The organism is Geotalea uraniireducens (genome assembly GCF_027943965.1).
Classification (GTDB): domain Bacteria; phylum Desulfobacterota; class Desulfuromonadia; order Geobacterales; family Geobacteraceae; genus Geobacter; species Geobacter uraniireducens.
Genome location: NZ_AP027151.1, coordinates 1,508,359 through 1,528,775 on the forward strand (window position 1 = coordinate 1,508,359; position 20,417 = coordinate 1,528,775).

General features: G+C 61.3%; 20 protein-coding genes. 17 read left to right on the forward strand and 3 right to left on the reverse strand.

The window, feature by feature from the left end; translation table 11 throughout:
• Positions 1-111 precede the first annotated feature (111 nt).
• From QMN23_RS07075 to QMN23_RS07090, 4 genes are all read left to right on the forward strand, one after another.
• Positions 112-1,347: an EAL and HDOD domain-containing protein gene (locus QMN23_RS07075; RefSeq protein ID WP_282002938.1), complete on the forward strand. Its 1,236-nt coding sequence runs from the start codon at positions 112-114 to the stop codon at positions 1,345-1,347.
• Between the two features lie 290 nt (positions 1,348-1,637).
• A complete protein-coding gene (gene hpnJ, locus QMN23_RS07080; protein WP_282002940.1) occupies positions 1,638-3,065 on the forward strand; it encodes a hopanoid biosynthesis associated radical SAM protein HpnJ in 1,428 nt (475 codons plus the stop codon).
• Positions 3,066-3,140: 75 nt separating this feature from the next.
• Positions 3,141-4,007 (forward strand): hopanoid biosynthesis-associated protein HpnK, encoded by an 867-nt coding sequence (gene hpnK, locus QMN23_RS07085; RefSeq protein WP_282002942.1) that lies wholly within the window; start codon positions 3,141-3,143, stop codon positions 4,005-4,007.
• Positions 4,000-4,380: an EamA family transporter gene (locus QMN23_RS07090; RefSeq protein ID WP_282002944.1), complete on the forward strand. Its 381-nt coding sequence runs from the start codon at positions 4,000-4,002 to the stop codon at positions 4,378-4,380. The genes hpnK and QMN23_RS07090 overlap by 8 nt, the downstream gene beginning before the upstream one ends.
• Positions 4,381-4,470: 90 nt before the next feature.
• On the opposite strand, the gene QMN23_RS07095 is transcribed toward QMN23_RS07090, so the two are convergent.
• Complete coding sequence (locus QMN23_RS07095; protein ID WP_282002946.1) at positions 4,471-4,848, reverse strand: glutaredoxin domain-containing protein; 378 nt, start codon at positions 4,846-4,848, stop codon at positions 4,471-4,473.
• A gap of 165 nt (positions 4,849-5,013) precedes the next feature.
• Between QMN23_RS07095 and asnS the strand changes: the two genes are divergently transcribed.
• The 10 genes from asnS (at position 5,014) to QMN23_RS07145 (ending at position 13,602) form a co-directional block, all read left to right on the forward strand.
• Positions 5,014-6,399, forward strand: a complete 1,386-nt coding sequence (gene asnS / locus QMN23_RS07100; protein ID WP_282002947.1) for an asparagine--tRNA ligase — start codon at positions 5,014-5,016, stop codon at positions 6,397-6,399.
• Positions 6,400-6,469: 70 nt separating this feature from the next.
• Positions 6,470-6,751 (forward strand): DUF503 domain-containing protein, encoded by a 282-nt coding sequence (locus QMN23_RS07105; RefSeq protein WP_282002948.1) that lies wholly within the window; start codon positions 6,470-6,472, stop codon positions 6,749-6,751.
• A 138-nt stretch (positions 6,752-6,889) separates the two neighbouring features.
• Positions 6,890-7,468, forward strand: a complete 579-nt coding sequence (locus QMN23_RS07110) for a superoxide dismutase (RefSeq protein WP_282002949.1) — start codon at positions 6,890-6,892, stop codon at positions 7,466-7,468.
• Between the two features lie 16 nt (positions 7,469-7,484).
• Positions 7,485-7,988: a type 1 glutamine amidotransferase domain-containing protein gene (locus tag QMN23_RS07115; RefSeq protein ID WP_282002951.1), complete on the forward strand. Its 504-nt coding sequence runs from the start codon at positions 7,485-7,487 to the stop codon at positions 7,986-7,988.
• Between the two features lie 12 nt (positions 7,989-8,000).
• The gene (locus QMN23_RS07120) at positions 8,001-8,408 is read left to right on the forward strand and encodes a quinol oxidase (protein WP_282002953.1); all 408 of its coding nucleotides are present in this window, start codon (positions 8,001-8,003) and stop codon (positions 8,406-8,408) included.
• A 197-nt stretch (positions 8,409-8,605) separates the two neighbouring features.
• Entirely contained in the window at positions 8,606-9,820 is a 1,215-nt protein-coding gene (locus QMN23_RS07125) for an efflux RND transporter periplasmic adaptor subunit (protein WP_282002954.1), read from the forward strand.
• The gene (locus QMN23_RS07130) at positions 9,820-10,515 is read left to right on the forward strand and encodes an ABC transporter ATP-binding protein (RefSeq protein ID WP_282002955.1); all 696 of its coding nucleotides are present in this window, start codon (positions 9,820-9,822) and stop codon (positions 10,513-10,515) included. Before QMN23_RS07125 ends, QMN23_RS07130 begins: the two co-directional genes overlap by 1 nt.
• Entirely contained in the window at positions 10,502-11,659 is a 1,158-nt protein-coding gene (locus QMN23_RS07135) for an ABC transporter permease (protein ID WP_282002957.1), read from the forward strand. The genes QMN23_RS07130 and QMN23_RS07135 overlap by 14 nt, the downstream gene beginning before the upstream one ends.
• Complete coding sequence (locus QMN23_RS07140) at positions 11,659-12,822, forward strand: ABC transporter permease (RefSeq protein ID WP_282002959.1); 1,164 nt, start codon at positions 11,659-11,661, stop codon at positions 12,820-12,822. The genes QMN23_RS07135 and QMN23_RS07140 overlap by 1 nt, the downstream gene beginning before the upstream one ends.
• Before the next feature lie 39 nt (positions 12,823-12,861).
• A complete protein-coding gene (locus QMN23_RS07145) occupies positions 12,862-13,602 on the forward strand; it encodes a hypothetical protein (protein WP_282002961.1) in 741 nt (246 codons plus the stop codon).
• 13 nt (positions 13,603-13,615) lie between these two features.
• Here QMN23_RS07145 and ptsP read toward each other — a convergent pair whose 3' ends face one another.
• On the reverse strand, positions 13,616-15,970 hold the full coding sequence (gene ptsP, locus QMN23_RS07150; protein WP_282002963.1) for a phosphoenolpyruvate--protein phosphotransferase: 2,355 nt from the start codon (positions 15,968-15,970) through the stop codon (positions 13,616-13,618).
• Between the two features lie 159 nt (positions 15,971-16,129).
• On the opposite strand from ptsP, the gene QMN23_RS07155 reads away from it, so the two are divergent.
• Together QMN23_RS07155 and QMN23_RS07160 are read left to right on the forward strand one after the other, a co-directional pair.
• Positions 16,130-16,930 carry a tetratricopeptide repeat protein gene (locus tag QMN23_RS07155; RefSeq protein ID WP_282002965.1) on the forward strand — a complete coding sequence of 267 codons (801 nt, stop codon included), beginning with the start codon at positions 16,130-16,132 and terminating at the stop codon, positions 16,928-16,930.
• Positions 16,931-17,007: 77 nt separating this feature from the next.
• Positions 17,008-17,358, forward strand: a complete 351-nt coding sequence (locus tag QMN23_RS07160) for a YtxH domain-containing protein (RefSeq protein WP_282002967.1) — start codon at positions 17,008-17,010, stop codon at positions 17,356-17,358.
• Between the two features lie 82 nt (positions 17,359-17,440).
• Here QMN23_RS07160 and QMN23_RS07165 read toward each other — a convergent pair whose 3' ends face one another.
• Positions 17,441-18,082, reverse strand: a complete 642-nt coding sequence (locus QMN23_RS07165; RefSeq protein ID WP_282002969.1) for a DUF3047 domain-containing protein — start codon at positions 18,080-18,082, stop codon at positions 17,441-17,443.
• Positions 18,083-18,194: 112 nt separating this feature from the next.
• Between QMN23_RS07165 and QMN23_RS07170 the strand changes: the two genes are divergently transcribed.
• A complete protein-coding gene (locus QMN23_RS07170) occupies positions 18,195-20,327 on the forward strand; it encodes a thioredoxin domain-containing protein (RefSeq protein ID WP_282002971.1) in 2,133 nt (710 codons plus the stop codon).
• Positions 20,328-20,417: the final 90 nt, after the last annotated feature.

Genomic DNA, 20,417 nt, shown 5'->3' on the forward strand with positions numbered 1-20,417 from the left:
TATTCTTCCCGTATACCCGGTTCTGGCGGCAATGGTGTGCTGCTGGTCGGCTCGGGCAGCCGCCGCGAGATATCGCTGAGATGTTCCCCGCAGGGGGGGATGGAGTTCTCTATGGCAGAAGAAAAGTTTTTTCTCGGCCGTCAGCCGATTCTCGACCGTAATCAGTCACTCTACGGCTTTGAACTCCTTTTCCGTTCCGCCGATACTCTCCACGCCAACGTTACCGATTATCTCCATGCCAGCGCCAGTGTCATTTTCGATGCCCTCTCCAGTTTTGGTTTCCGCGAAATCCTCGGCAAACACCGCGGCTTCATCAATGTCAATGCCGACGTGCTGATGAGCGAAGCGCTCGAACTGCTCCCGCCGGAGAAGGTCGTTATCGAGCTGCTCGAGCATGTCCCGGTTACCGAGAAAGTGATCGGCCGCTGCAAGGAGCTGAAGGCCAAGGGATTTTCCCTGGCGCTTGACGACAACTCCTACGATCCGATCTATGCCCCGCTCTACGAAATTGTCGATCTGGTCAAGGTCGATCTGTTCCGGGTCGATTGGGCCGAGTTACCGAACGTGGTGAAGAAACTGCGTCGCTGGAAGATGCAGCTGCTGGCGGAAAAGGTCGAGACCCACGAACAGTACGAACAGTGTGCCGCCCTCGGCTTCGACTATTTCCAAGGGTACTTCTTCGCCAAACCGATCGTTCTAACCCGGACCCGGATCGATGTCGGCCGGCTGGCCATCGTCAAGCTGTTCAACCAGCTGGTGGCCGAGGTGGACATCGACGAAATCGAGGAGACCTTCAAGCAGAATCCGAATCTGGTCTTCAACCTGCTCCGGCTGGTCAACTCGGTGGCGGTTGGGCTTAAGGAGCGGATCACCAGCCTCCGGCACGCCATCATGGTGCTCGGTTACCAGCAGTTGCGGCGGTGGGCAATGATGGCCCTTTTCACCAACAATGCCCAGGGGGGGACCGATAACCCGCTGTTGGTCCTGGCGGCAATGCGCGGCCGGCTGATGGAGCGGTTGAGCGAGCGTCTTCCCAAGAGTGCGGTCGATCACGATTACCCCGATCGCGCCTTCATGACTGGCATTCTCTCCCTGGCCGACGTGCTGCTCAAGGTTCAGCTGGAAGAGGTGATTGCGCCCCTCAATCTCGACGAAGACGTTCGGGAGGCGCTCCTTCATCGCACCGGCGAGCTCGGCGATCTGCTGACCATTGCCGAAAAGGTCGAAAAGGACGAATTTGCCGGTCTGGCACCGCTCTTTGTCCGCCTTGACATTACCCTCGATTCACTTGCTGCGATCCAGTTCGATGCCTTCAACTGGCTGCACAAGATGGATGCGGCCATCTAGCCGCCGCCCGCCAGCGGCCCCTCCCGGCGGGGCACGCTGCCGCCTGTTTGCCGGGCGTGGTGCTGTTCTGCCTCCGCGTCTCCCGTGTCCCGATGAAATATCCCCCCTTGCCGAACCGGCATTGGGCTCGATCCCTGTGCCGAACGGACACGGGCTGCTCCCGGGTCTTTGACCTTGACATTCCCCACCGCTCCCTTTATTCTGCCAGTTTAGCCGTGAAGCGCTCTCCTGCGGTGTCCCGCCGCATTTGGCAAAGAGTCGGCAGTTGCAGTACGCAAGGAGTTTTTTTCATGAAACCATTATTTCTCAATCCTCCCACCTTCGAGGACTTCGATGGCGGGGCCGGTGCCCGCTACCAGGCGTCCCGCGAGGTGACCTCCTTCTGGTATCCCACATGGCTCTGTTTCCCGGCCGGCATGATCCCCGGCAGCCGGGTGGTCGACGCGCCGGTACAACGTTTCACCCTCGAAGATTGCCTTACCATCGCCCGGGATTTCGACATGGTGGTGATGTACACCTCCACGCCGACCCTGGCGATCGATATTGAAACGGCACGGCGGATCAAGGCGGAGAAACCGGCCATCGTCACGGTGCTGACCGGCCCCCATGTCACCGTCCTCCCCGAAGAGACCCTGCGCCAAGCCAAAGGTGCCGTCGACATTGTCTGCCGCGGCGAGTTCGATTACTCGACCAAGGAGCTCTGCGAGGGGCGCGAGTGGGAACGGGTCGACGGGATCAGTTTCCTCCGCGACGGCAAGGTGGTCCACACCGCTGACCGGCCGCCGATCCAGGACCTCGATGCCCTGCCGTTTGCCAGCCAGATCTACCAGCGGGATCTGCCGATCGACGAATACATCATCCCCCACTTCCTCCATCCCTACGTTTCGATCTATACCAGCCGCGGCTGTCCGTCCAAGTGCATCTACTGCCTCTGGCCCCAGACGTTCTCCGGCCGGGCCATGCGGACCCGCAGCCCGCGGAACGTTTACGAGGAAGTAAAGTGGATCGTCGACAACGTCCCCGGCCTCCGGGAGATCTCCTTCGACGACGATACCTTTACCGCCGATCGGCGTCATGCCCGGGAAGTGGCGCAGCTGATCAAGCCGCTCGGTATTTCCTGGACCATCAACGCCCGGGCCAACTGCGACTACGAAACACTGAAGACCATGCGCGAGGCGGGGCTGCGTCACGTGGTGGTCGGTTACGAGTCGGGGAACGAGCAAATCCTGCGGAACATCAAGAAGGGGGTCACCAAGCACCAGGCCCTTGAATTCACCCGCAACTGCAAGAAACTCGGCCTGTCGATCCACGGGGCGTTCATTATGGGGCTTCCCGGCGAAACCCGGGAGACGATTCGCGAGACCATCGAGTTCGCCAAGGAGCTGGATCTCAACTCCATTCAGGCGTCGCTGGCCTCTCCCTATCCCGGCACCGAGTTCTGGGACCTCTGCCGCAAGGAGGGGTGGATTTCCTCCGAATCCTATATCGACAATACCGGTCACCAGATGTGCGTCATCAACTATCCCCATCTCTCCAACAAGGAGATCTTCGACGCGGTCGAACTGTTCTACAACAAGTTCTACTTCCGGCCCAAGTATATCGCCCGCAGCATCGTCAAGATGATCACCAACGGCGAAGAACGGCGGAAGCTGCTGAAGGAAGGGAAGCAGTACCTGGAATACATGCGCAAGCGGAAGCAGGCTGGCACTTCCTGCTGACCTGCCGATAACCGCCGGATGCCGTACCGGGGGCAATCGATTGATTGCCCCTTTTGCATGAAGAGAGCGCTGCCAATGAAAGAACTGATTGTCAATGCCGACGACTTCGGCCTCTCCCCCGGCGTCAACCGGGCAGTGATCAAGGCCTGGCGGGAAGGAATCCTCACCGGTACTTCGCTGATGATTGGCGGCGCTGCCTTTGCCGAGGCGGTAGAACTTGCCCGTCAGCATCCGGGGCTGCAAGTGGGGCTTCACTTGACCCTCGTTCAGGGGCGCGCGGTGGCGGAACATGCCGGTTTCCCGACGATTTGCGACCGGGCGGGCGACTTCACCGACGATCCGGTGCAGGCGGGGATGCGTTATTTCTTTCTCAAGTCGCTTCGCAAGCAGCTTCGGCGGGAGATCGAGGAGCAAATCCTCCGCTTCCGGGCCACCGGGATCCCGCTGTCCCATATCGACGGCCACCTCAATATCCATATGCACCCGGTGGTGTTCGACATCCTTCGTGAACTGATGCCGAAATACGGGATTACCACCTTTCGCCTGACTCGCGAGGACTACCGCGCCAACCTGGCCATCGATCGTCACCGGCCAATGGGGAAAGGGGTCGACGCCTTTATCTTCTCCCGGCTGGCCAACCGGTGCCGTCCCTGGCTCGACCGGCTCGGTATCGGCTACGCGCGGGAAGTGAAGGGGTTGCTCAATTCGGGGCGGATGACTGAGGAGTATCTCCTCAAGGCGCTGGCGGGCGTTGGGGACGGAGTGACGGAAATCTACTTCCATCCGGGGATTCTTCCCTGTGCCGAGATCAGCCGCCGGATGCCCGACTACCGGCATGAAGATGAACTGGCGGCGCTGACTGGCGGTCGGGTGAAGGAACGGCTCGGGGCGCTGGGAATCAGGCTGCGGAATTACCGGGGAGAGGAAAAAAAGCATGCTTAAAACCCTGATCATCATGATCCTGGCGGTTTCCGCCGGTACTGTCGGTGATATCCTGCTCGCCAAGGGAATGAAGGAACTCGGCGATATTTCGGCCATGAACCTGCGGGGGATCATGAATGTTGCCCTGCAGGCACTGACCACCCCCAAGCTGATCATTGGCACGGCGATGTTGGCGATCTTTTTCTTCCTTTGGCTGGCGGTGCTCTCCTGGGAAGATCTTTCCGTCGCCCTGCCGATGCAGGCTCTCAATTATGTCCTGGTTGCCTTTCTCTCCCAGTGGTTTCTCGGCGAGACCGTCACGCCGATGCGCTGGACAGGGACCATCCTCGTCTGCGTCGGAGTGATGCTGATTACCAAGAGCGGTGCCCACTGACCGTCCTGTCTGTAACCGCGAAAAGGTCCGACACAAAAAAAGGGAGCCGTTACGGCTCCCTTTTTTGCTGCCTCGCCGCGGCGAGGGTGCCTACTTCTGTCCTTCGACGCTCTTGACCGCCTTCTCGAACAGTTCCGGGCTGAACCCTTTGAGTACCTTCTGATCGTTGCCGATGACGATGACCGGCACCCCCTGGCTCCGGTATTTGCCGGTCAGTTCTTCCATCGCCTGCGGATCGAGTTCAACGTCGCGGTTGATGAAGGGGATGTTGTGCTCGGTGAAGTACTCTTTCGCCTGTTTGCAGTGTGGGCACCAGGATACCGAGTAGAGAACGATTTTCGGGTAGTTGAGCGGGTGGGCCGCCTTGGCGTTGATCTTGCTCTGCAGGGGTGATGCCGCTTCCATGGCTTGGGCGCCGGCGGCCAGGGTCAGGGCGAGAAGGAGGGTTGCCGTTCCGATTTTTCGCATGATGCCGATCTCCTTTGCGATACAATTGCACTTGGTTGCCTGAGCAAACCTGTTTGAGACTATACCGGACGGTGCCGTCAAGTCAATCGGTGAAAAAGGGATTGTATTCGCCCGGCGGATATGGCATCCCGATACTACGTACATTCTGCACGGGAGATAGACACGATGAAGCGACGAACGCGCATTTGCGAGCTATTGGCGGGTGAAGGGCTGGGCGAGGATGTCGAGGTCAGGGGGTGGGTCAGGACCAATCGGGTTGGCAAGAACGTGGCCTTCCTGGCGGTCAACGACGGTTCCTGTCTGGCGAGCCTACAGCTGGTGGCTGCCCCGGAACTGGCCAATTTCCCCCAAATCTGTGCCATTGCCACCGGGGCAGCGGTGGTGGCCCGGGGGCGGCTGGTCGAGTCACCGGCCAGCGGCCAGCGCTACGAGGTGCATGCCGAGCGGCTGGAGGTGGTCGGCACCAGTGACGAGCAGTATCCCCTGCAGAAGAAGCGGCACAGCTTCGAATATCTCCGTTCCATTGCCCACCTGAGGCCACGCTCCAACACCTTCGGCGCGGTCTTCCGGCTCCGCTCCTCCCTCGCCCAGGCCGTTCACCGCTTTTTCGCCGAGCGGGGGTTCCTCTACGTCCATACTCCGATCATCACCACCAACGACTGCGAAGGGGCCGGCGAACTGTTCCGGGTAACGACCCTCGATCCGGCGGCGCCGCCGCTGGTGGCCGGAGCGGTCGATTTCAGCCAGGATTTTTTCGGCGAGCGGGCCGGGCTGACGGTCAGCGGCCAGCTCGAAGGCGAGCTGTTTGCCCAGGCGTTCACCGATATTTACACCTTCGGACCCACCTTCCGGGCCGAGAATTCCAATACCCCCCGCCATGCCTCCGAGTTCTGGATGATCGAGCCGGAGATGGCGTTTGCCGACCTGATGGCCGATGCAGCGCTGGCCGAAGAGTTTCTCCGCTTTCTCTGCCGCCATGTCCTCGACCACTGTCGGGAAGACCTGGAGTTTTTCAACGAACACATCGATCGGGAGCTGATCGCCCGGATTGAGGCGGTGGCCGACAGTTCGTTTGCCATGATGGAGTATGCCGAGGCGATCGACCGGCTGCGGCGTGCGCCCGTTTCCTTCGAGTTTCCGGTCCAGTGGGGACTCGACCTCCAGACCGAGCACGAGCGCTATCTCACCGAAACGGCGGTCGGCGGGCCGGTATTCGTCGTCAATTATCCCAAGGAGATCAAGGCGTTCTACATGCGCCAGAACGATGACGGCACCACCGTTGCCGCCATGGACCTGCTGGTGCCGAAAGTCGGCGAGATCATCGGCGGCAGCCAGCGGGAGGAGCGGCTCGACCTCTTGGCGCCGCGGATGGCCGAGCTCGGCATCCCGCCGGATAGCCTCTGGTGGTACCTCGATATCCGCCGCTGGGGCTCTACCCCCCATGCCGGCTTCGGGCTCGGCTTCGAACGGCTGATCATGTATCTGAGCGGCATGGAGAACATCCGCGATGTGGTGCCGTTCCCCCGTACCCCCCGTCACGCCCAGTTCTGACCAGCCGCGGCCGGCCGGCGACGTCGAATGGCTGCCGGTCGCCGCGGTCTTGTTCCGGAGGCCCACCGGCATGTTCGTCTTTTCCCTCGCCGTTCATATCTATTTGCCCAGCCATTCCCTCAAGGGGAAGCGGGGCATCGTCAAGAGCATCCTCGCCCGTGCCCGGCAGAACTTCAACGTAGCCGCGGTCGAGGCCGACCTGCACGACCGCCATGGCGAAACGCTCCTGGGCTTTGTTACCGTCAGTCCGAGCCGGCTTGCCGGGCGCCAGGCACTTGAACGACTCGAAGAGTGGCTGGTGGCGGAGCGCCCCGACGTTGACGTAGTGGCGACGGATATTGAAGAGCGCTAACTGGTTGGCTGACAACGATTTTTTGGATCAACAAACGGGACAAAAACAATCCTGTTTACCGTTGAACTTTCTGCCGTTCGTGATATCGTTAACGACAGGCGGAATGCGGTTTTTACTGCTCCAAGGAAGGGGTGCGGCATGGCCTACGAGGCTCAAAACTACGCAAAACTGGTGGGGATCAGCGGGTTCAGTGAAGCACTGTTGAAGAACCATTTTACTCTCTACCAGGGTTATGTAACCAATACCAACAAATTGCTCGATAGCCTCGGCCAGCTGCTCCAGGAGGAACGAACGGGAACGCCGGAGTATGCCGAACTCAAAAGACGGTTCGGCTGGGAATTCAACGGTATGCGCCTGCACGAACTCTACTTCGGGAATCTGGGCGGGAACGGAGCGATCGAGCCCGGCAGCCGGTTGGCCGGCAAGATTATCGCCGATTTCGGCGGCCATGATGCCTGGGAGAAGGATTTCCGAGCGACCGGAGCGATGCGCGGCATCGGCTGGGCGATTCTCTACCAGGATGTGGCGAGCGGCCGGTTGTTCAACTGCTGGATCAACGAACACGATGCCGGCCATCCGGCCGGCTGCCAACCGATCCTGATCCTGGACGTTTTCGAGCATGCCTTCATGCTCGATTATGGGGTAAAGCGGGCTGACTACATCGAGGCCTGTTTCGCCAATATCGACTGGCGCAGTGCCGAGGCGCGGCTGGCCTGACGGGGGGAAGACAATCATGAAAGCGCTCATTATCAGTGCCGACCATTTCGAAGATTCGGAACTGCTTATCCCCTACTACCGGTTGATGGAGGAGGGGATTGCCGTGGATGTTGCTGCCGCCGACCGGGGGAGCATCAGGGGGAAGCATGGCTATGAGGTTGCAGTGGACAAGTCTTTCGGCGAGGTCCGGCCCGAGGATTACCGCCTGCTCGTCCTGCCGGGCGGGCAGGCGCCGGCGGCTGTCCGGAAGGAGCCGGTTGCCCTGGAGATCTGTCGGGCCTTTTTTGCCCACAATAAACCGGTGGCGGCGATCTGTCACGGTCCCCAGACCCTGATCAGCGCCGGGTTGCTCAAGGGGCGCCGGGCTACCTGCTATCGCTCCGTGGCCGAGGAACTGAAGGCCGCCGGGGCGGTCTACGAGGACCGCGAGGTGGTGGTGGACGGCAATCTGGTCACTTCCCGCCAACCCGCCGACCTGCCGGCGTTCATGCGGGAAACGATGAAAAAGCTGCGGGGATAGCGAGGTGCGGTCATGAAACGCAATCTGCTGCTGGCGGTGTTGTTGCTGATCTGTTCGGTTGTGGCGGTGCCTGCAGCCGAACAGGACGAGTTTCGGGCGATGATCGACAAGGACGGGGTGCAGCGGGTGACGGTCGTCGGTGGCGATTTCTACTTCCACCCGAGCCATATCGTGGTCAAGGTCAATGTGCCGGTCGAGTTGACGGTCACTAAGGACACGCTGATCGTACCGCATGACATCAACGTCCATGCCCCCGAAGCCGGTATCGATTTCAAGGTGGAATTGTCCCGGGAGCCGCAGGTGATCCGCTTTACACCGACGAAAACCGGTCGTTATCCGATGTACTGTGACAAGAAGTTCCTCTTCTTCCCCAGTCATCGGGAAGAAGGGATGGAAGGCGTCATCGAAGTCGTCGAGTAGCTCCTGACGGTCCTGTTCCATTTTCCCTGCCGGCGTCACCCCCGGGAAGCGCCTGCCGGCGGTCCGCGCCGCCGTTTGGCCGATCTCCGCGAACGATTGCCGATAAACCCCTTTCCACTACCGCTCATTAATGCTATTTTTTGCAGAACCGCTGCGGGGTATCTCCGGCGGCGATCTTCGTGTCCGGAGTGTTGCCGATGGCCAATGATGACCTGGGGAAGCTGAAAATCGACAAGACTGCCGCCTTCCGACCCACCGGCCGCCGGCGTAAGAAATTCTGGCTGGTTGTCGCGGCAGTCGTGCTGGTGCTGATTGCCCTGGCCGCAAGCGGCGTCTTCACGCCGGCGGTCGAGATCGAGGCCGGCACCGTCTCGCAGGTCTTCCCCTACCAGACCTTTACCCTGCTCAACGCCAGCGGCTATGTCGTTGCCCAGCGCAAAGCGGCGGTCGCCGCCAAGCTCACCGGCCGGCTCGACTGGCTCGGCGTCGAGGAGGGGAGCAGGGTGCGCCGGGGGCAGATCCTGGCCCGTCTCGAGAATCAGGATGCTGTGGCTGCCCGGGCCCAGGCGGCGGCCAACCTGAAGAGCGCCGAGGCCCAGCTTGAACAGGCGCGGGCCGAACTGAACGATGCCACGCTGTCGTTCAACCGCCAGAAACAGCTGCTCAAGGATGGAATAATTGCCAAGGCCGACTACGACAGTGCCGAAGCCCGTTTTCTCCAGGCGAGAGGCGGGGTGGACGGCGCCCAGGCGGGGATTCGGGCCGCTGCGGCCGCCCTGCGCGGCGCCGAGGTAAACGTCGAGTATTCCTACATCCGGGCGCCGTTCAATGCGGTCGTCTTGACCAAGGATGCCGATGTCGGCGATATCGTCACGCCGATCGGCGCGGCGGCCGACGCCAAGGCGGCGGTGGTCACCATTGCCGACCTCGGTTCGCTCCAGGTGGAAGCCGACGTCTCCGAGTCGAATCTGGAAAAGGTCAAGATGGGACAGCCGTGCGTCATTCAGCTCGATGCCCTGCCGGAGGCGAAATTCCCCGGGGTAGTGCACATGATCGTCCCGACCGCCGACCGGAGCAAGGCGACGGTGATGGTGAAGGTGCGGTTCCTCACGCCTGATCCGCGGATCCTGCCGGAGATGAGTGCCCGGGTGGCGTTTCTCGATCACGCCCTCGAATCAGGGGATCAGACGCCCCGAACGGCGGTTCCGCCGACGGCGGTGGCGGAGCGGGGCGGTCGCCGGGTGGCCTTCGTCGTCGCGGGGCAGCGGGTGAGCGAACGGCCGGTGACCGTCGGCGCCAGGATCGGCGATATGGTCGAAATCAAGAGTGGGCTCAAGGCCGGCGAGCGGATCGCGCTCAAGCCGGTTGCCAAGTTGAACGACGGCAGCAAGATCAAGATCGTGGAACCGTGATGACCGACCGCGCAACGCCCATCGTGGCGCTCAGACACGTCTCCAAGTCCTACCGGCGCGGCAACCAGGTGGTGCCGGTTTTGGAGGATATCACCTTCGATATCGACCAGGGAGAATTCCTTGCCCTGATGGGGCCGTCCGGTTCGGGAAAGAGCACCCTGCTCAACCTGATTGCCGGGATCGACAAGGCCGACAGCGGCAGTATCATGGTCGGCGGGGTCGACATCACCCGGCTGCCGGAGAAGGACCTTGCCAGCTGGCGGGCGGCCAGCGTCGGCTTCATCTTCCAGTTCTACAACCTGATCCCGGTGCTGACCGCCTTCGAGAACGTCGAGCTGCCGCTGCTTTTGACCGGTCTGTCGCGGCGCGAGCGGCAGGAGCACGTGATGACCACCCTGTCGCTGGTGAATTTGGCCGACCGGATGGACCATTACCCCTCACAGCTCTCCGGCGGACAACAGCAGCGGGTGGCCATCGCCCGGGCCATGGCCACCGATCCCGACATCCTGGTGGCCGACGAGCCGACCGGCGACCTGGACCGGGTCTCCGCCGCCGAAATCCTGGCGCTGATGGAACGGCTGGTGGCGGAGTTCGGCAAGACGATCATCATGGTCACCCACGACCCGAAGGCCGCCGAGCATGCCCACCTGATGCGCTATCTGGAAAAGGGCATCCTGACCGATGTTCATCCTTAAGCTGCTGATACGGAATGCCTTCCGCCACAGGCTGCGCACCGCCCTGACCATTGTCGGGGTGGCCGTCGCCATTACCGCCTTCGGTCTGCTCCGGACCTTGGTCGATCTCTGGTACGCCGGCGTCGAGGCGTCTTCGTCTTCGCGGCTGCTCACCCGTAACGCCATCTCGCTGGTCTTTTCCCTTCCCATCTCCTACGAGGAGCGAATCCGCCAGGTACCCGGCGTCAAGGACGTTTCCTACGGCAACTGGTTCGGCGGCATCTACAAGGACGAAAAGAACTTTTTCCCCAGCTTTGCCGTCGAGCCGAAGAGTTACCTGGCGATCTATCCGGAGTTCGTGCTGCCGCCGGACCAGGAGCGCGCCTTCATCCTCGACCGGCGCGGTTGCGTCGTCGGCCGGAAGACTGCCGAGCGGTTCGGCTGGAAGGTCGGTGACCAGATCACCCTCCGCGGCACCATTTTCCCCGGCGAGTGGGATATGGTCATTCGCGGCATCTACCACGGCGCCCGGAAAAACACGGACGAAACCCAGCTGTTTTTCCACTGGGACTACCTGAACGAGGTGGTCAAAAAGACGGTGCCGCGGCGGGCCGATCAGGTCGGCATCTACTTCATCTCCCTGACCAAGCCGGAGCTGGCGGCGGCTGTTTCGCTGGCGGTGGACCGGCTGTTCAAGAACTCCCTTGCCGAAACCCTCACCGAGACGGAAAAGGCGTTCCAGATGAGTTTCGTTTCGATGACCGAGGCGATCATGGTGGCGATCCAGATCGTCTCCTATGTGGTAATCGTCATCATCATGGTGGTGGCGGCCAACACCATGGCGATGACAGCCCGGGAACGGATCGCCGAATTTGCCACCCTGAAGACCCTCGGTTTCGGGGCGGTCCATATCGCCGGGGTGGTGTTCGGCGAGTCGCTGGTCATCTCCCTGCTCGGCGGAATACTCGGCATTGCCCTGACCTATCCGGCCGCCCACTGGATCGAAAGCAATCTCGGCCAGTTCTTCCCGGTTTTCTCCATTGCCCCGCTCACCATCTATCTCGACCTGGCGGCGGCAGCCACGGTCGGGGTCGTGGCCGGAATCTTCCCGACCTGGCGCGGGGCGACGATCCGGATTGCCGATGGGCTGCGGAGGATCGGCTGATGGGGATCCCCTACTACTACAGCTTCCGCAATCTCTGGACCCGGCGCATGACCACCGTCTTGACCGCTCTCGGCATGGCGCTGGTGGTGTTCGTCTTTGCCGCTACCCTGATGCTGGCGGCGGGGCTGCAGAAGACCCTGGTCGATACCGGTTCCTACGATAATGTGGTGGTGATCCGCAAGTCCGCCCAGACCGAAGTGCAGAGCGGCATCGACCGCTCCCAGGCCGCGGTGGTGGAGACCGAGCCGGAGATTGCCATGGAAGGGGGGGAGCCGCTCCTCGCCAAGGAGCTGGTGGTGCTGATCAGCCTGCCGAAACGGGGAACCAACAAGCCGGCCAACGTCGTGATCAGGGGGGTGGGCGCCCGTTCGCTCCGCCTCCGTCCACAGGTCCGGCTGGTGGAGGGGCGGATGCCCCGGCCCGGCCTGGCCGAGATCATCGCCGGGCAGAACATTGCCAAGCGCTTCAAAGGTGGGGGGATCGGCGAAAGCCTGCACTTCGGGATGCGGGACTGGCGGGTGGTCGGGGTCTTCGACGCCGGGACGACCGGCTTCTCCTCGGAGATCTGGGGGGACGTCGATCAGCTGATGCAGGCGTTCCGCCGGCCGGTCTACTCGTCGATCGTCTTCAAGCTGCGCGATCCGGCGGACTTTGCCGCAGTGAAGAAGCGGATCGAAAACGATCCGCGGCTGACCCTCGAAGCGAAGCGGGAGATCCGCTTCTATGCCGATCAGTCGGAGGCAATGGCCAAGTTCCTCCGCATCATGGGGATCACCCTGACGGTCATCTTTTCCTTCGGGGCGGTGATCGGTGCGATGATCACCATGTACGCCGCGGTGGCCAACCGGACCACTGAGATCGGTACCCTGCGGGCGCTCGGTTTTCACAAGGGGAGCATTCTCAGTGCCTTTATGCTCGAATCGCTGTTCCTCGGCCTGCTCGGCGGCCTGGTGGGGATTTTCTGCGCCTCGTTCATGCAGCTGATCACCATCTCGACCATGAACTGGCAAACCTTTTCCGAACTGGCCTTTTCCTTCACCCTTACCCCGGGGATCATCGGCAAGTCGCTGCTTTTCTCCCTGGTGATGGGGTTTGTCGGCGGGCTGCTGCCGGCGGTTCGGGCGGCGCGGATGAGCATCGTGGATTCGCTCCGGGCAAGCTAGTTGGCGCCCGGATCTCTTCCGGCAATCGAAAGGACTTCTGTGAACCGTTATCTCGCGACGCGCACCCTGGGCTTCATGCTGCTCATCGTCTCCCTGGTGCTCTACGGCATCGACTACCTTGCCCTCGGTGGCGGCAGGGAGATCGCTTCCGGCTTCCTCGGCAACTTCGCCTTCCTGCCGCTCTATGTGCTATTCGTCACCCTGATGATCGAACGGGTGCTCAAGGAGCGGGAGCGAATCTCTCTCCGGCGGAAGCTGAACATGGTTATCGGCGTGTTTTTCAGCGAGGTGGGGACCGAGCTGCTCCGGAACCTGACCGATTTTCTGCCGGCGCCGGCGGAGCTGGAACGGCGGCTCCAGGTCCGGCCGCAGTGGACCGCTAACGATTTCCGGGAGCTCTCGGCGTTTCTTGCGGCCTTCGAACTGCAGCTGGACAGCCGAATGGGGGATTTGGCCTATCTGCGCCATTTCCTGGTGGGGAAGCGCGAGTTCATGTTGCGGTTGCTGGAGAACCCCAACCTGCTGGAGCACGATGAGTTCACCGACCTGCTCTGGGCGGTGTTCCACCTGGTGGATGAGCTGATGGCGCGCACGAATCTCGCCGAGCTGAGCCAGCCCGACCTCGATCACCTGGCCGGCGACATGCGGCGGGCTTTCGGCCACCTGTTGCGCGAGTGGGTGATCTACATGACCCATCTGAAAGCCGACTACCCGTATCTCTTTTCGCTGGCGGTCAGGATGAATCCGCTCGATCCCGAGGCCCATGCCGAGGTCGACTGATCGGCGGTGGCGGTCAGAGGTTCAGCCGGGCGGCGGCCTCTTCGAGCAGGGCACGAATTGCCCCGGCACTCTCCAGGGCGACGACCTGGCGGGCGATTTCTTGCGCGGTCGCGGAGTCGACCAGGCGGAACGCCCGTTTGACTGCGGGAATGGAAGGTGCGGCCAGACTGAATTCATCGATGCCCATGCCGAAGAGGAGGATGGCGTTGATTGGCTCCGCGGCCATCTCGCCGCAGATGCAGACCGGTTTCCCTGCCGCATGGGCAACGTCAGCCACCCGCTTGATCGAGTGGATGACCGCCGGCTGGTAGGGGTCGTAATACTTGCGGACCTTGGGATTATTGCGATCGGCGGCCATCGTGTACTGGATCAGGTCGTTGGTGCCGATACTGAAGAAATCCACCTCCTTGATCAGGATGTGGGCGGTCTGCACGGCGGCGGGCAGTTCCACCATGATACCGAACTGGATGTCGTCGGCGACCGGTTGCCCCTCGCGGATCAGTTCTTCCCGGACTTCGCCGAGAATGTTCTTGATCTGCCAGATTTCGCCGATGCTCGAAACCATCGGGAACATCAATCGCATCTTCCCGTAGGGGGAGGCCAGCAGCACGCCCGCCAGCTGGACCCGGAAGATATCTTCCCGTTCGAGCGATACCCGGATGGAACGCCAGCCCATGAACGGGTTGTCTTCTTTGGGAGTGGTGAAATAGGGGAGCGTCTTATCGCCGCCGATGTCGAGGGTCCTGATGGTCACCGATTGGGGGGCAAAACCTTCGAGGACCTTCCGGTAGAGGGAGAAGAGTTCTTCGCGCGTTGGGAAACAGGCCCTGGCCATGTATGGGAACTCGGACCGGTAGAGGCCAACCCCGTCCGCGCCGTTGGCATGGGCGATGCGGATGTCGCTCAACAGCCCGATGTTGGCCCGCAGAATCACCTTGTGGCCATCATGGGTGACCGCCGGCAGATCGCGCAGTTCCTCCAGTTCCCGCTGCTTGATGCTGAAATCCGCCTCCAGCCGTTCGTATTCCCCCTTTACCTTGGCCGTCGGATTGATCAGCACGTGCCCCGAATTGCCATCGACAATCACTTCGTCCTTCATGCCGATGTTCTGGAATAGGCCGTTGACGCCGACGATGGCTGGAATGCCGAGCGACTTGGCCATGATGGCGCCGTGGGAGTTGACGTCCCCCTTTTCGGTGATGATGGCGAGAATCTTGTCGTGTTCGAGGGTAGCCATGTCGGAGGGGAGGATCTCCCGGGCGACGATGATCCTCTTCTCCCGCAGCTTTCGCTGGTTCAGCTTTGCCCCGTCAAGGCAATCGATGAGCCGGCGGCGGATATCTTCCATATCGGCGGAGCGCTGGCGAAGGTAGGGGTCTTCCATTCGGGCGAAGGCTTCCACGTAGTGGGCAACCGTTTCGTTGGTGGCGCGCACCGCGCCGTAATCCTGGTCGATCAGGTCGAGGACCCGGCCGGTGAAGCCGCGATCTTCCAAGATCATCAGGTGGGTGTGGAAAATGGCGGCGTCTTCCTTAGAGAGAATTTCCGCTACCCGTTTTTCCATGCAGAGGGTCTCGATCTTTGCTTTTTCCAGGGCGATCAGGAACCGGTTCCGCTCTTCGTGGCGCGGCATCACTTTGGTCATTTCGATCCGGTCGTCCGGCGACCGGCGATTGACAATAATTGGCTTGCCGATAGAGAAACCGGGGGAAACGGCTATCCCCATCAGCATCAGTGAGCGTTTTCCCTTGCGGCGTGAGGGACGGTCGGCGGTCTCTTCGGCAGGGGCGCCGAGCGATTTGAGCTTTTCGAGCTCCCGTTCCAGGTTGGCGCGTTCTTCCTCTTTCTGACGCACCGAATCGAGCAGCTTGGCATTGATGACAATGCTCGAGATCTGATAGGCGATGGTGGAGAGGGTGCTGACCTCGTCATGACGAAACATCCGCGGCTCCCTCGTCTGGATGACGATCACCCCGATCGGGTCATCGCGCTGCATCAGCGGCATGCCGAGGAAAGAGTGAAACCGTTCTTCGCGGGTCTCGGGGAAATATTTGTAGCGGGGATGAAGCGGGGCGTTGTCGGTGGAAACGATCCCCTTCTGCTCGATGACCATCCCGGCAAGCCCTTCAGAGATCTTCATGGTGATCCGGCCGACCGAGCTCTTCAGCAACCCTTTGGTGGCGGCCAGCCGCAAGGTTTTACCATCGTCTTCGAGCAGGTAGATGGAACAGACGTCGGTGCCGATCCGCCGGGAGACCAGATGAACTATGTTGTCGAGGGTCTCGTTAAGGTCATGGGAATGGAGGATGAGATCGCTGATATCCTCCAGGATTCTCAAACCGGTGGTTTCCAGATGTTCTTCAACCATGCGTGACGGTGCCCCAGGGAAATTTCACTCATTATAGTGTATCAACCGGTCAAAGGAAAGGGTGATTGTCTATTTTTTCCGCAGCCAGCCTGTTATGCTGGCGGGAGCAAGCTCTTTCTGCTATAGTTTTTGGCAAAAAAGCGACAAAGAGGAGGTGGTATGGCAGAGCATTTCAAGGAACTGCTGATGAAGGGGATGGGACTTGCCGAAGCCGGCGACTTTGCGGCGGCTGCCGAGCAGTTCGGTCGCTGTGTCGAACTTGAGCCGGACAATCCGGAAGGATATTTCTACCGTGGCGAGGCGTTCGTCGAGCAGGGCAAGCTGGTGGATGCCGAACGGAGCTATCAGCAGGGACTCGAGCGCGCTCCCGAAGATCTGGACGCCCTGATGGCGCTCGGCGATATCTGTTTCGAACGCGGCAAACACAAGGAAGCCCTGAAGCTCTACGCGAAGGTGGTGGAGATCGATCCGCGCAGTTCGGACGGCTATGTCAGTATCGGCCTTGTTTATAACAACATGGAACGGGCCGACGATGCCATCAAGTCGTTTGAAAGGGCGATTGAGATCGACCCGGAGAACGTCTTTGCCTATAACGGCCTCGGCGATGCCTGGTATGGCCTTGGGGAGCGCGATAAGGCGATTGCCGCATTTCGCAAGGGTATCGAGCTGGACCCGGACGATGCGGCTGCTCACTTTAATCTGGGCGAACTGTACTACGACCTCGGTGAATTTGATGAGGCGGAGAAGGAGTGTCTGGAGGCGATCCGTCTCGATCCGACCTTCACGATGTCGTATTTGACGCTTGGTAGCCTCTACATGGATGACGAGCGGGTTGCCGACGCCATCAAGTACCTGGAACTTTACCTGAAATACGAAACGTCTCCCCAGGCCCGGGAAACGGTGGATGAAGTGAAAGCGATCCTTGCCGGGCTGAAGGAGGAAACCACCGCCAAACACTGATTCTCGTTGCCGCTCCTTTTCTTTGCCGGCGAGTGCGGTATCATTGGAATGAATGATGAGAAAGGAGGGTGATGCTCATGTCAGACGAGAAAAACAACACAGTAGTGGTGGGTGCCCTGATGCTGATCGCCGGTGGGATCATGGGGGCGGGCGCCGCCCTGCTCTTCGCTCCCCAGTCGGGGAAGAAGACCCGGCGAGATCTTCGCAAGCACCTGCGCCGGGCCCGAAACGATGCGGAGGAACTGGTGGAAGATTTTTCCGACAAGGTTTCCGACCTCGTCGAGGCGATGGGTGGCAAAACCGAAGCGATCCTGGAAAAGGGGAAGGAAATTTCCACGGACGTGAAGAAGGATATTCTCAAGGCGTTCGAAGAAGGGAAGGCGCGCCTGGAAAAAGAGCGGTCGCGGGTTGCCAAGATTCTTGGTTAGCCGGCCGGCGGCCGGCCGCATCCTTGGCGTCGGACAACGGGAAAGGGGGGTCGCAGGAGCGGCGCCCCTTTTTTGTTCCATGTCAGCGGGGATCGAAGAAGATATCGCCGTACCAGGCGGTTGCCTCGCTGCCGGTGTTGTCGGTATCGGTCATTATTGCTACCGCCCCCACTTTCGGCGGTTCTTCGCCGAACAGTCTGACGTAGTCCTCGTAAACGTTTCGCTGCTCGGTCACCCATTTTCCCACCAGGGCGCTGCCGCTCTCTACCGCCACCATCATCACGTTAGCGGTATACGCGTTGGGAGTGGAGCTCCCCTTGGGCAGATGGTTGGCCCAGATATAACTGATCGCCTTGGTTCGCCAGAAAAATGTCCGGGGAAACACCACGTATATCCGGGCCGGGTAGTCGTCGCCCGCCTTGGTCCGGGCATTGCCGTTCCTGATGATGGCGCCGACTTTCCATGACCAGCGGAGAATCGGTACCTCCTTCGCTTCGATGTCGACCTTTTTCAGCAGGCCCGATGCCGCCCGGACGCTGGTTGCCCTGACGACGGAGCGATTCCCGTCCGGTACGAGCGCATAGGCGGTCTTCTGCTTGCCTCTGAAGGTCTGCTCTTCCCAGCCCGTCAAGTCACCGGCACTGAACCGACCGATGGTTATCCCGGCGGCGCCGGCCGAGGTGGCAACGAATAACAGCATCATCACGACAACTTGCATCTTCATTGTCAGTTCCTTTCACTGGTCGAGTGTAGCAGCCCTGGCCGGCCAAGGGAAGCCCGTAGCAACAATTATCTGCTACAATTGGATGACATTCCTGGATTGCAGGAGGTGCGAAGTGAATGAGCAGGGCGTTCCACCGGGGGAAGAGGGGCGGCTGGCACGGATTCTGGCGGTCGATCGTCAGGCGCTTCCGGCAGATGGCGGCGATGAGTTCAACCGGTTGATCTTTGCCTCCAGTCCCTATCTATTGCAACATGCCGACAATCCGGTTGACTGGTATCCTTGGGGCGACGAAGCTTTTGCCCGCGCCAGGAGCGAAGACCGGCCAATCTTCCTCTCGATCGGTTACGCCACCTGCCACTGGTGCCATGTGATGGCCCGTGAATCGTTTGTCGACCGGGCGGTGGCGGCAGTGATCAACCGGCATTTCGTCGCCATCAAGGTGGACCGGGAAGAGCGTCCCGACATCGATGCCCTCTATATGCGGGTGGCGCAGATGATGAACGGCAGCGGCGGCTGGCCCTTGACGATCATCATGACACCCGACCGGCAACCATTTTTCGCCGCCACTTACCTGCCGAAGGAGCCGCGGGAGGGGATGCCGGGACTGACCGAGATTCTCGACCGGATCGCAGCCGTCTGGCGTGACCACCGGGAACTGGTGCGGCAGAACTGTGCCGCCATCATGGCGGGGGTGCAGCGCGTAGCCGAGCGGCCGGCGGCTTCCGGGGCAGGAGGTGAACCGGCTTTGCACGAGGCGCGGCGCCAGCTGGCCGCCATCTGCGATCGCGAATACGGTGGCTTCGGTGCGGCGCCAAAGTTTCCCATGGCGCTTTCGGTTTCGCTGCTACTTCGCTATGCGGCACGATTTGCCGACGACGATGCCGCCGCCATGGCGGCCACTTCCCTGACCGCGATGCGCCGGGGCGGAATCTGGGACCAACTCGGCGGTGGGATCCATCGTTACTGCGTCGACCGGCAATGGCTTATTCCCCATTTCGAAAAAATGCTGTACGACCAGGCTCTCTGTGCCATGGCTTACCTGGAGATGTTCCAGTACTCCGGCCGAGTCGGGTATCGGGAGGCTGCGGTTGCCATCGGCGATTTCGTCCTTCGGGAGCTGGCGGCACCCGGGGGGGGATTTTACAGTGCCCTCGATGCCGACAGCAACGGCGAGGAAGGAGGGTATTACCTCTGGACGCCGGCCGGGATCCGCGAGGTACTGGGGACTGTCGACGGGGACCGCTGCTGCCGGCTTTTCGGGGTAACGGCACAGGGAAATTTTGCCGGCAAGAACGTGTTGCACCTTCCATTGCCGTTCGACGAAGCGGCCCGGCGGGAAGGGCTGGCGCCGGAAGCCTTTGCGGCGGCGGCCGAGGAGTGGCGACGGACTTTGCTGGCCCGACGGGAAGAGCGGCGGCGGCCCTTCCGCGACGAAAAACTGATCACCGGCTGGAACGGCCTGATGATTGGCGCTCTTGCCAGGACTTTCCTCGTGAGCGGCGATGAGCGTTTTCTTCGCGCTGCCGAGGTGGCGCTCGCGGTTATCCGGACCGAGCTGACGACGCAGTCGGGGCGGTTGCTCAGGAGCAAGCACCGGGGCGCTGGGGATGTCCCGGCGTTCCTCGATGACTACGCGGCAGTGATTTTCGGTCTTCTCGAACTGTCCGAGGCTACCCTTGACCCTGCCCGGCTGGGGGAGGCGGGCCGCCTTGCCGACGAGATGCTACGCCTGTTCGGCGGCGGTCCTGCCGGGCTTTACGATACGGGAGACGACACCGAAACGGTGCTCTTCCGGCGGGCGGATCTCTATGATGGCGCAATCCCGGCCGGCAACTCGCTGGCGGCCACCGTCCTGGTCAGGCTGGGCCGCCTTAGCGGTGAAACGCGGTTCGAAACAACCGGCTGCGGGATCGTCACGGCGTTGCTCAGTGATGCCAGCCGGCAGCCGCTCGCCTTTTCACAGTTGCTTATCGCCTCGGATATCCTTGATGGCGAGCCGATGGAATGTACCGTCGAAGGGGAGGGAGACCCCGGCGGCTTGCGGGATATGCTCCGCGTGCTGGGGGGGCGCTATCTTCCGGGACGAATTGTCCGGTTGGCCGATGCCGCCACCGGGAGTGCGCCGGGCGGCCGCAAAGCTGCCGTTCGGGTCTGCGCCCGGGGGGCCTGCCATCCAGCGGTGGAAAGCGCCGCGGAGCTGGAAGCGCTGCTCGATCGGCTGGCCGGCTGGCGCCATGTCCCCTGAACCGCCGGTTTCCCGCCTCCTGCGCCGGCCGGGCTACGGCAAAAACTTTAGCCAAAGCCGCCGGATTATGGTAAAACCCTCCCCTTGAAG

Coding starts and splice junctions, on each gene's coding strand:
- QMN23_RS07075 (WP_282002938.1), top strand. CDS start 112: ATGGCAGAAGAAAAGTTTTTTCTCGGCCGTCAGCCGATTCTCGACCGT.
- hpnJ (WP_282002940.1), top strand. CDS start 1,638: ATGAAACCATTATTTCTCAATCCTCCCACCTTCGAGGACTTCGATGGC.
- hpnK (WP_282002942.1), top strand. CDS start 3,141: ATGAAAGAACTGATTGTCAATGCCGACGACTTCGGCCTCTCCCCCGGC.
- QMN23_RS07090 (WP_282002944.1), top strand. CDS start 4,000: ATGCTTAAAACCCTGATCATCATGATCCTGGCGGTTTCCGCCGGTACT.
- QMN23_RS07095 (WP_282002946.1), bottom strand. CDS start 4,848: ATGCGAAAAATCGGAACGGCAACCCTCCTTCTCGCCCTGACCCTGGCC.
- asnS (WP_282002947.1), top strand. CDS start 5,014: ATGAAGCGACGAACGCGCATTTGCGAGCTATTGGCGGGTGAAGGGCTG.
- QMN23_RS07105 (WP_282002948.1), top strand. CDS start 6,470: ATGTTCGTCTTTTCCCTCGCCGTTCATATCTATTTGCCCAGCCATTCC.
- QMN23_RS07110 (WP_282002949.1), top strand. CDS start 6,890: ATGGCCTACGAGGCTCAAAACTACGCAAAACTGGTGGGGATCAGCGGG.
- QMN23_RS07115 (WP_282002951.1), top strand. CDS start 7,485: ATGAAAGCGCTCATTATCAGTGCCGACCATTTCGAAGATTCGGAACTG.
- QMN23_RS07120 (WP_282002953.1), top strand. CDS start 8,001: ATGAAACGCAATCTGCTGCTGGCGGTGTTGTTGCTGATCTGTTCGGTT.
- QMN23_RS07125 (WP_282002954.1), top strand. CDS start 8,606: ATGGCCAATGATGACCTGGGGAAGCTGAAAATCGACAAGACTGCCGCC.
- QMN23_RS07130 (WP_282002955.1), top strand. CDS start 9,820: ATGACCGACCGCGCAACGCCCATCGTGGCGCTCAGACACGTCTCCAAG.
- QMN23_RS07135 (WP_282002957.1), top strand. CDS start 10,502: ATGTTCATCCTTAAGCTGCTGATACGGAATGCCTTCCGCCACAGGCTG.
- QMN23_RS07140 (WP_282002959.1), top strand. CDS start 11,659: ATGGGGATCCCCTACTACTACAGCTTCCGCAATCTCTGGACCCGGCGC.
- ptsP (WP_282002963.1), bottom strand. CDS start 15,970: ATGGTTGAAGAACATCTGGAAACCACCGGTTTGAGAATCCTGGAGGAT.
- QMN23_RS07155 (WP_282002965.1), top strand. CDS start 16,130: ATGGCAGAGCATTTCAAGGAACTGCTGATGAAGGGGATGGGACTTGCC.
- QMN23_RS07160 (WP_282002967.1), top strand. CDS start 17,008: ATGTCAGACGAGAAAAACAACACAGTAGTGGTGGGTGCCCTGATGCTG.
- QMN23_RS07165 (WP_282002969.1), bottom strand. CDS start 18,082: ATGAAGATGCAAGTTGTCGTGATGATGCTGTTATTCGTTGCCACCTCG.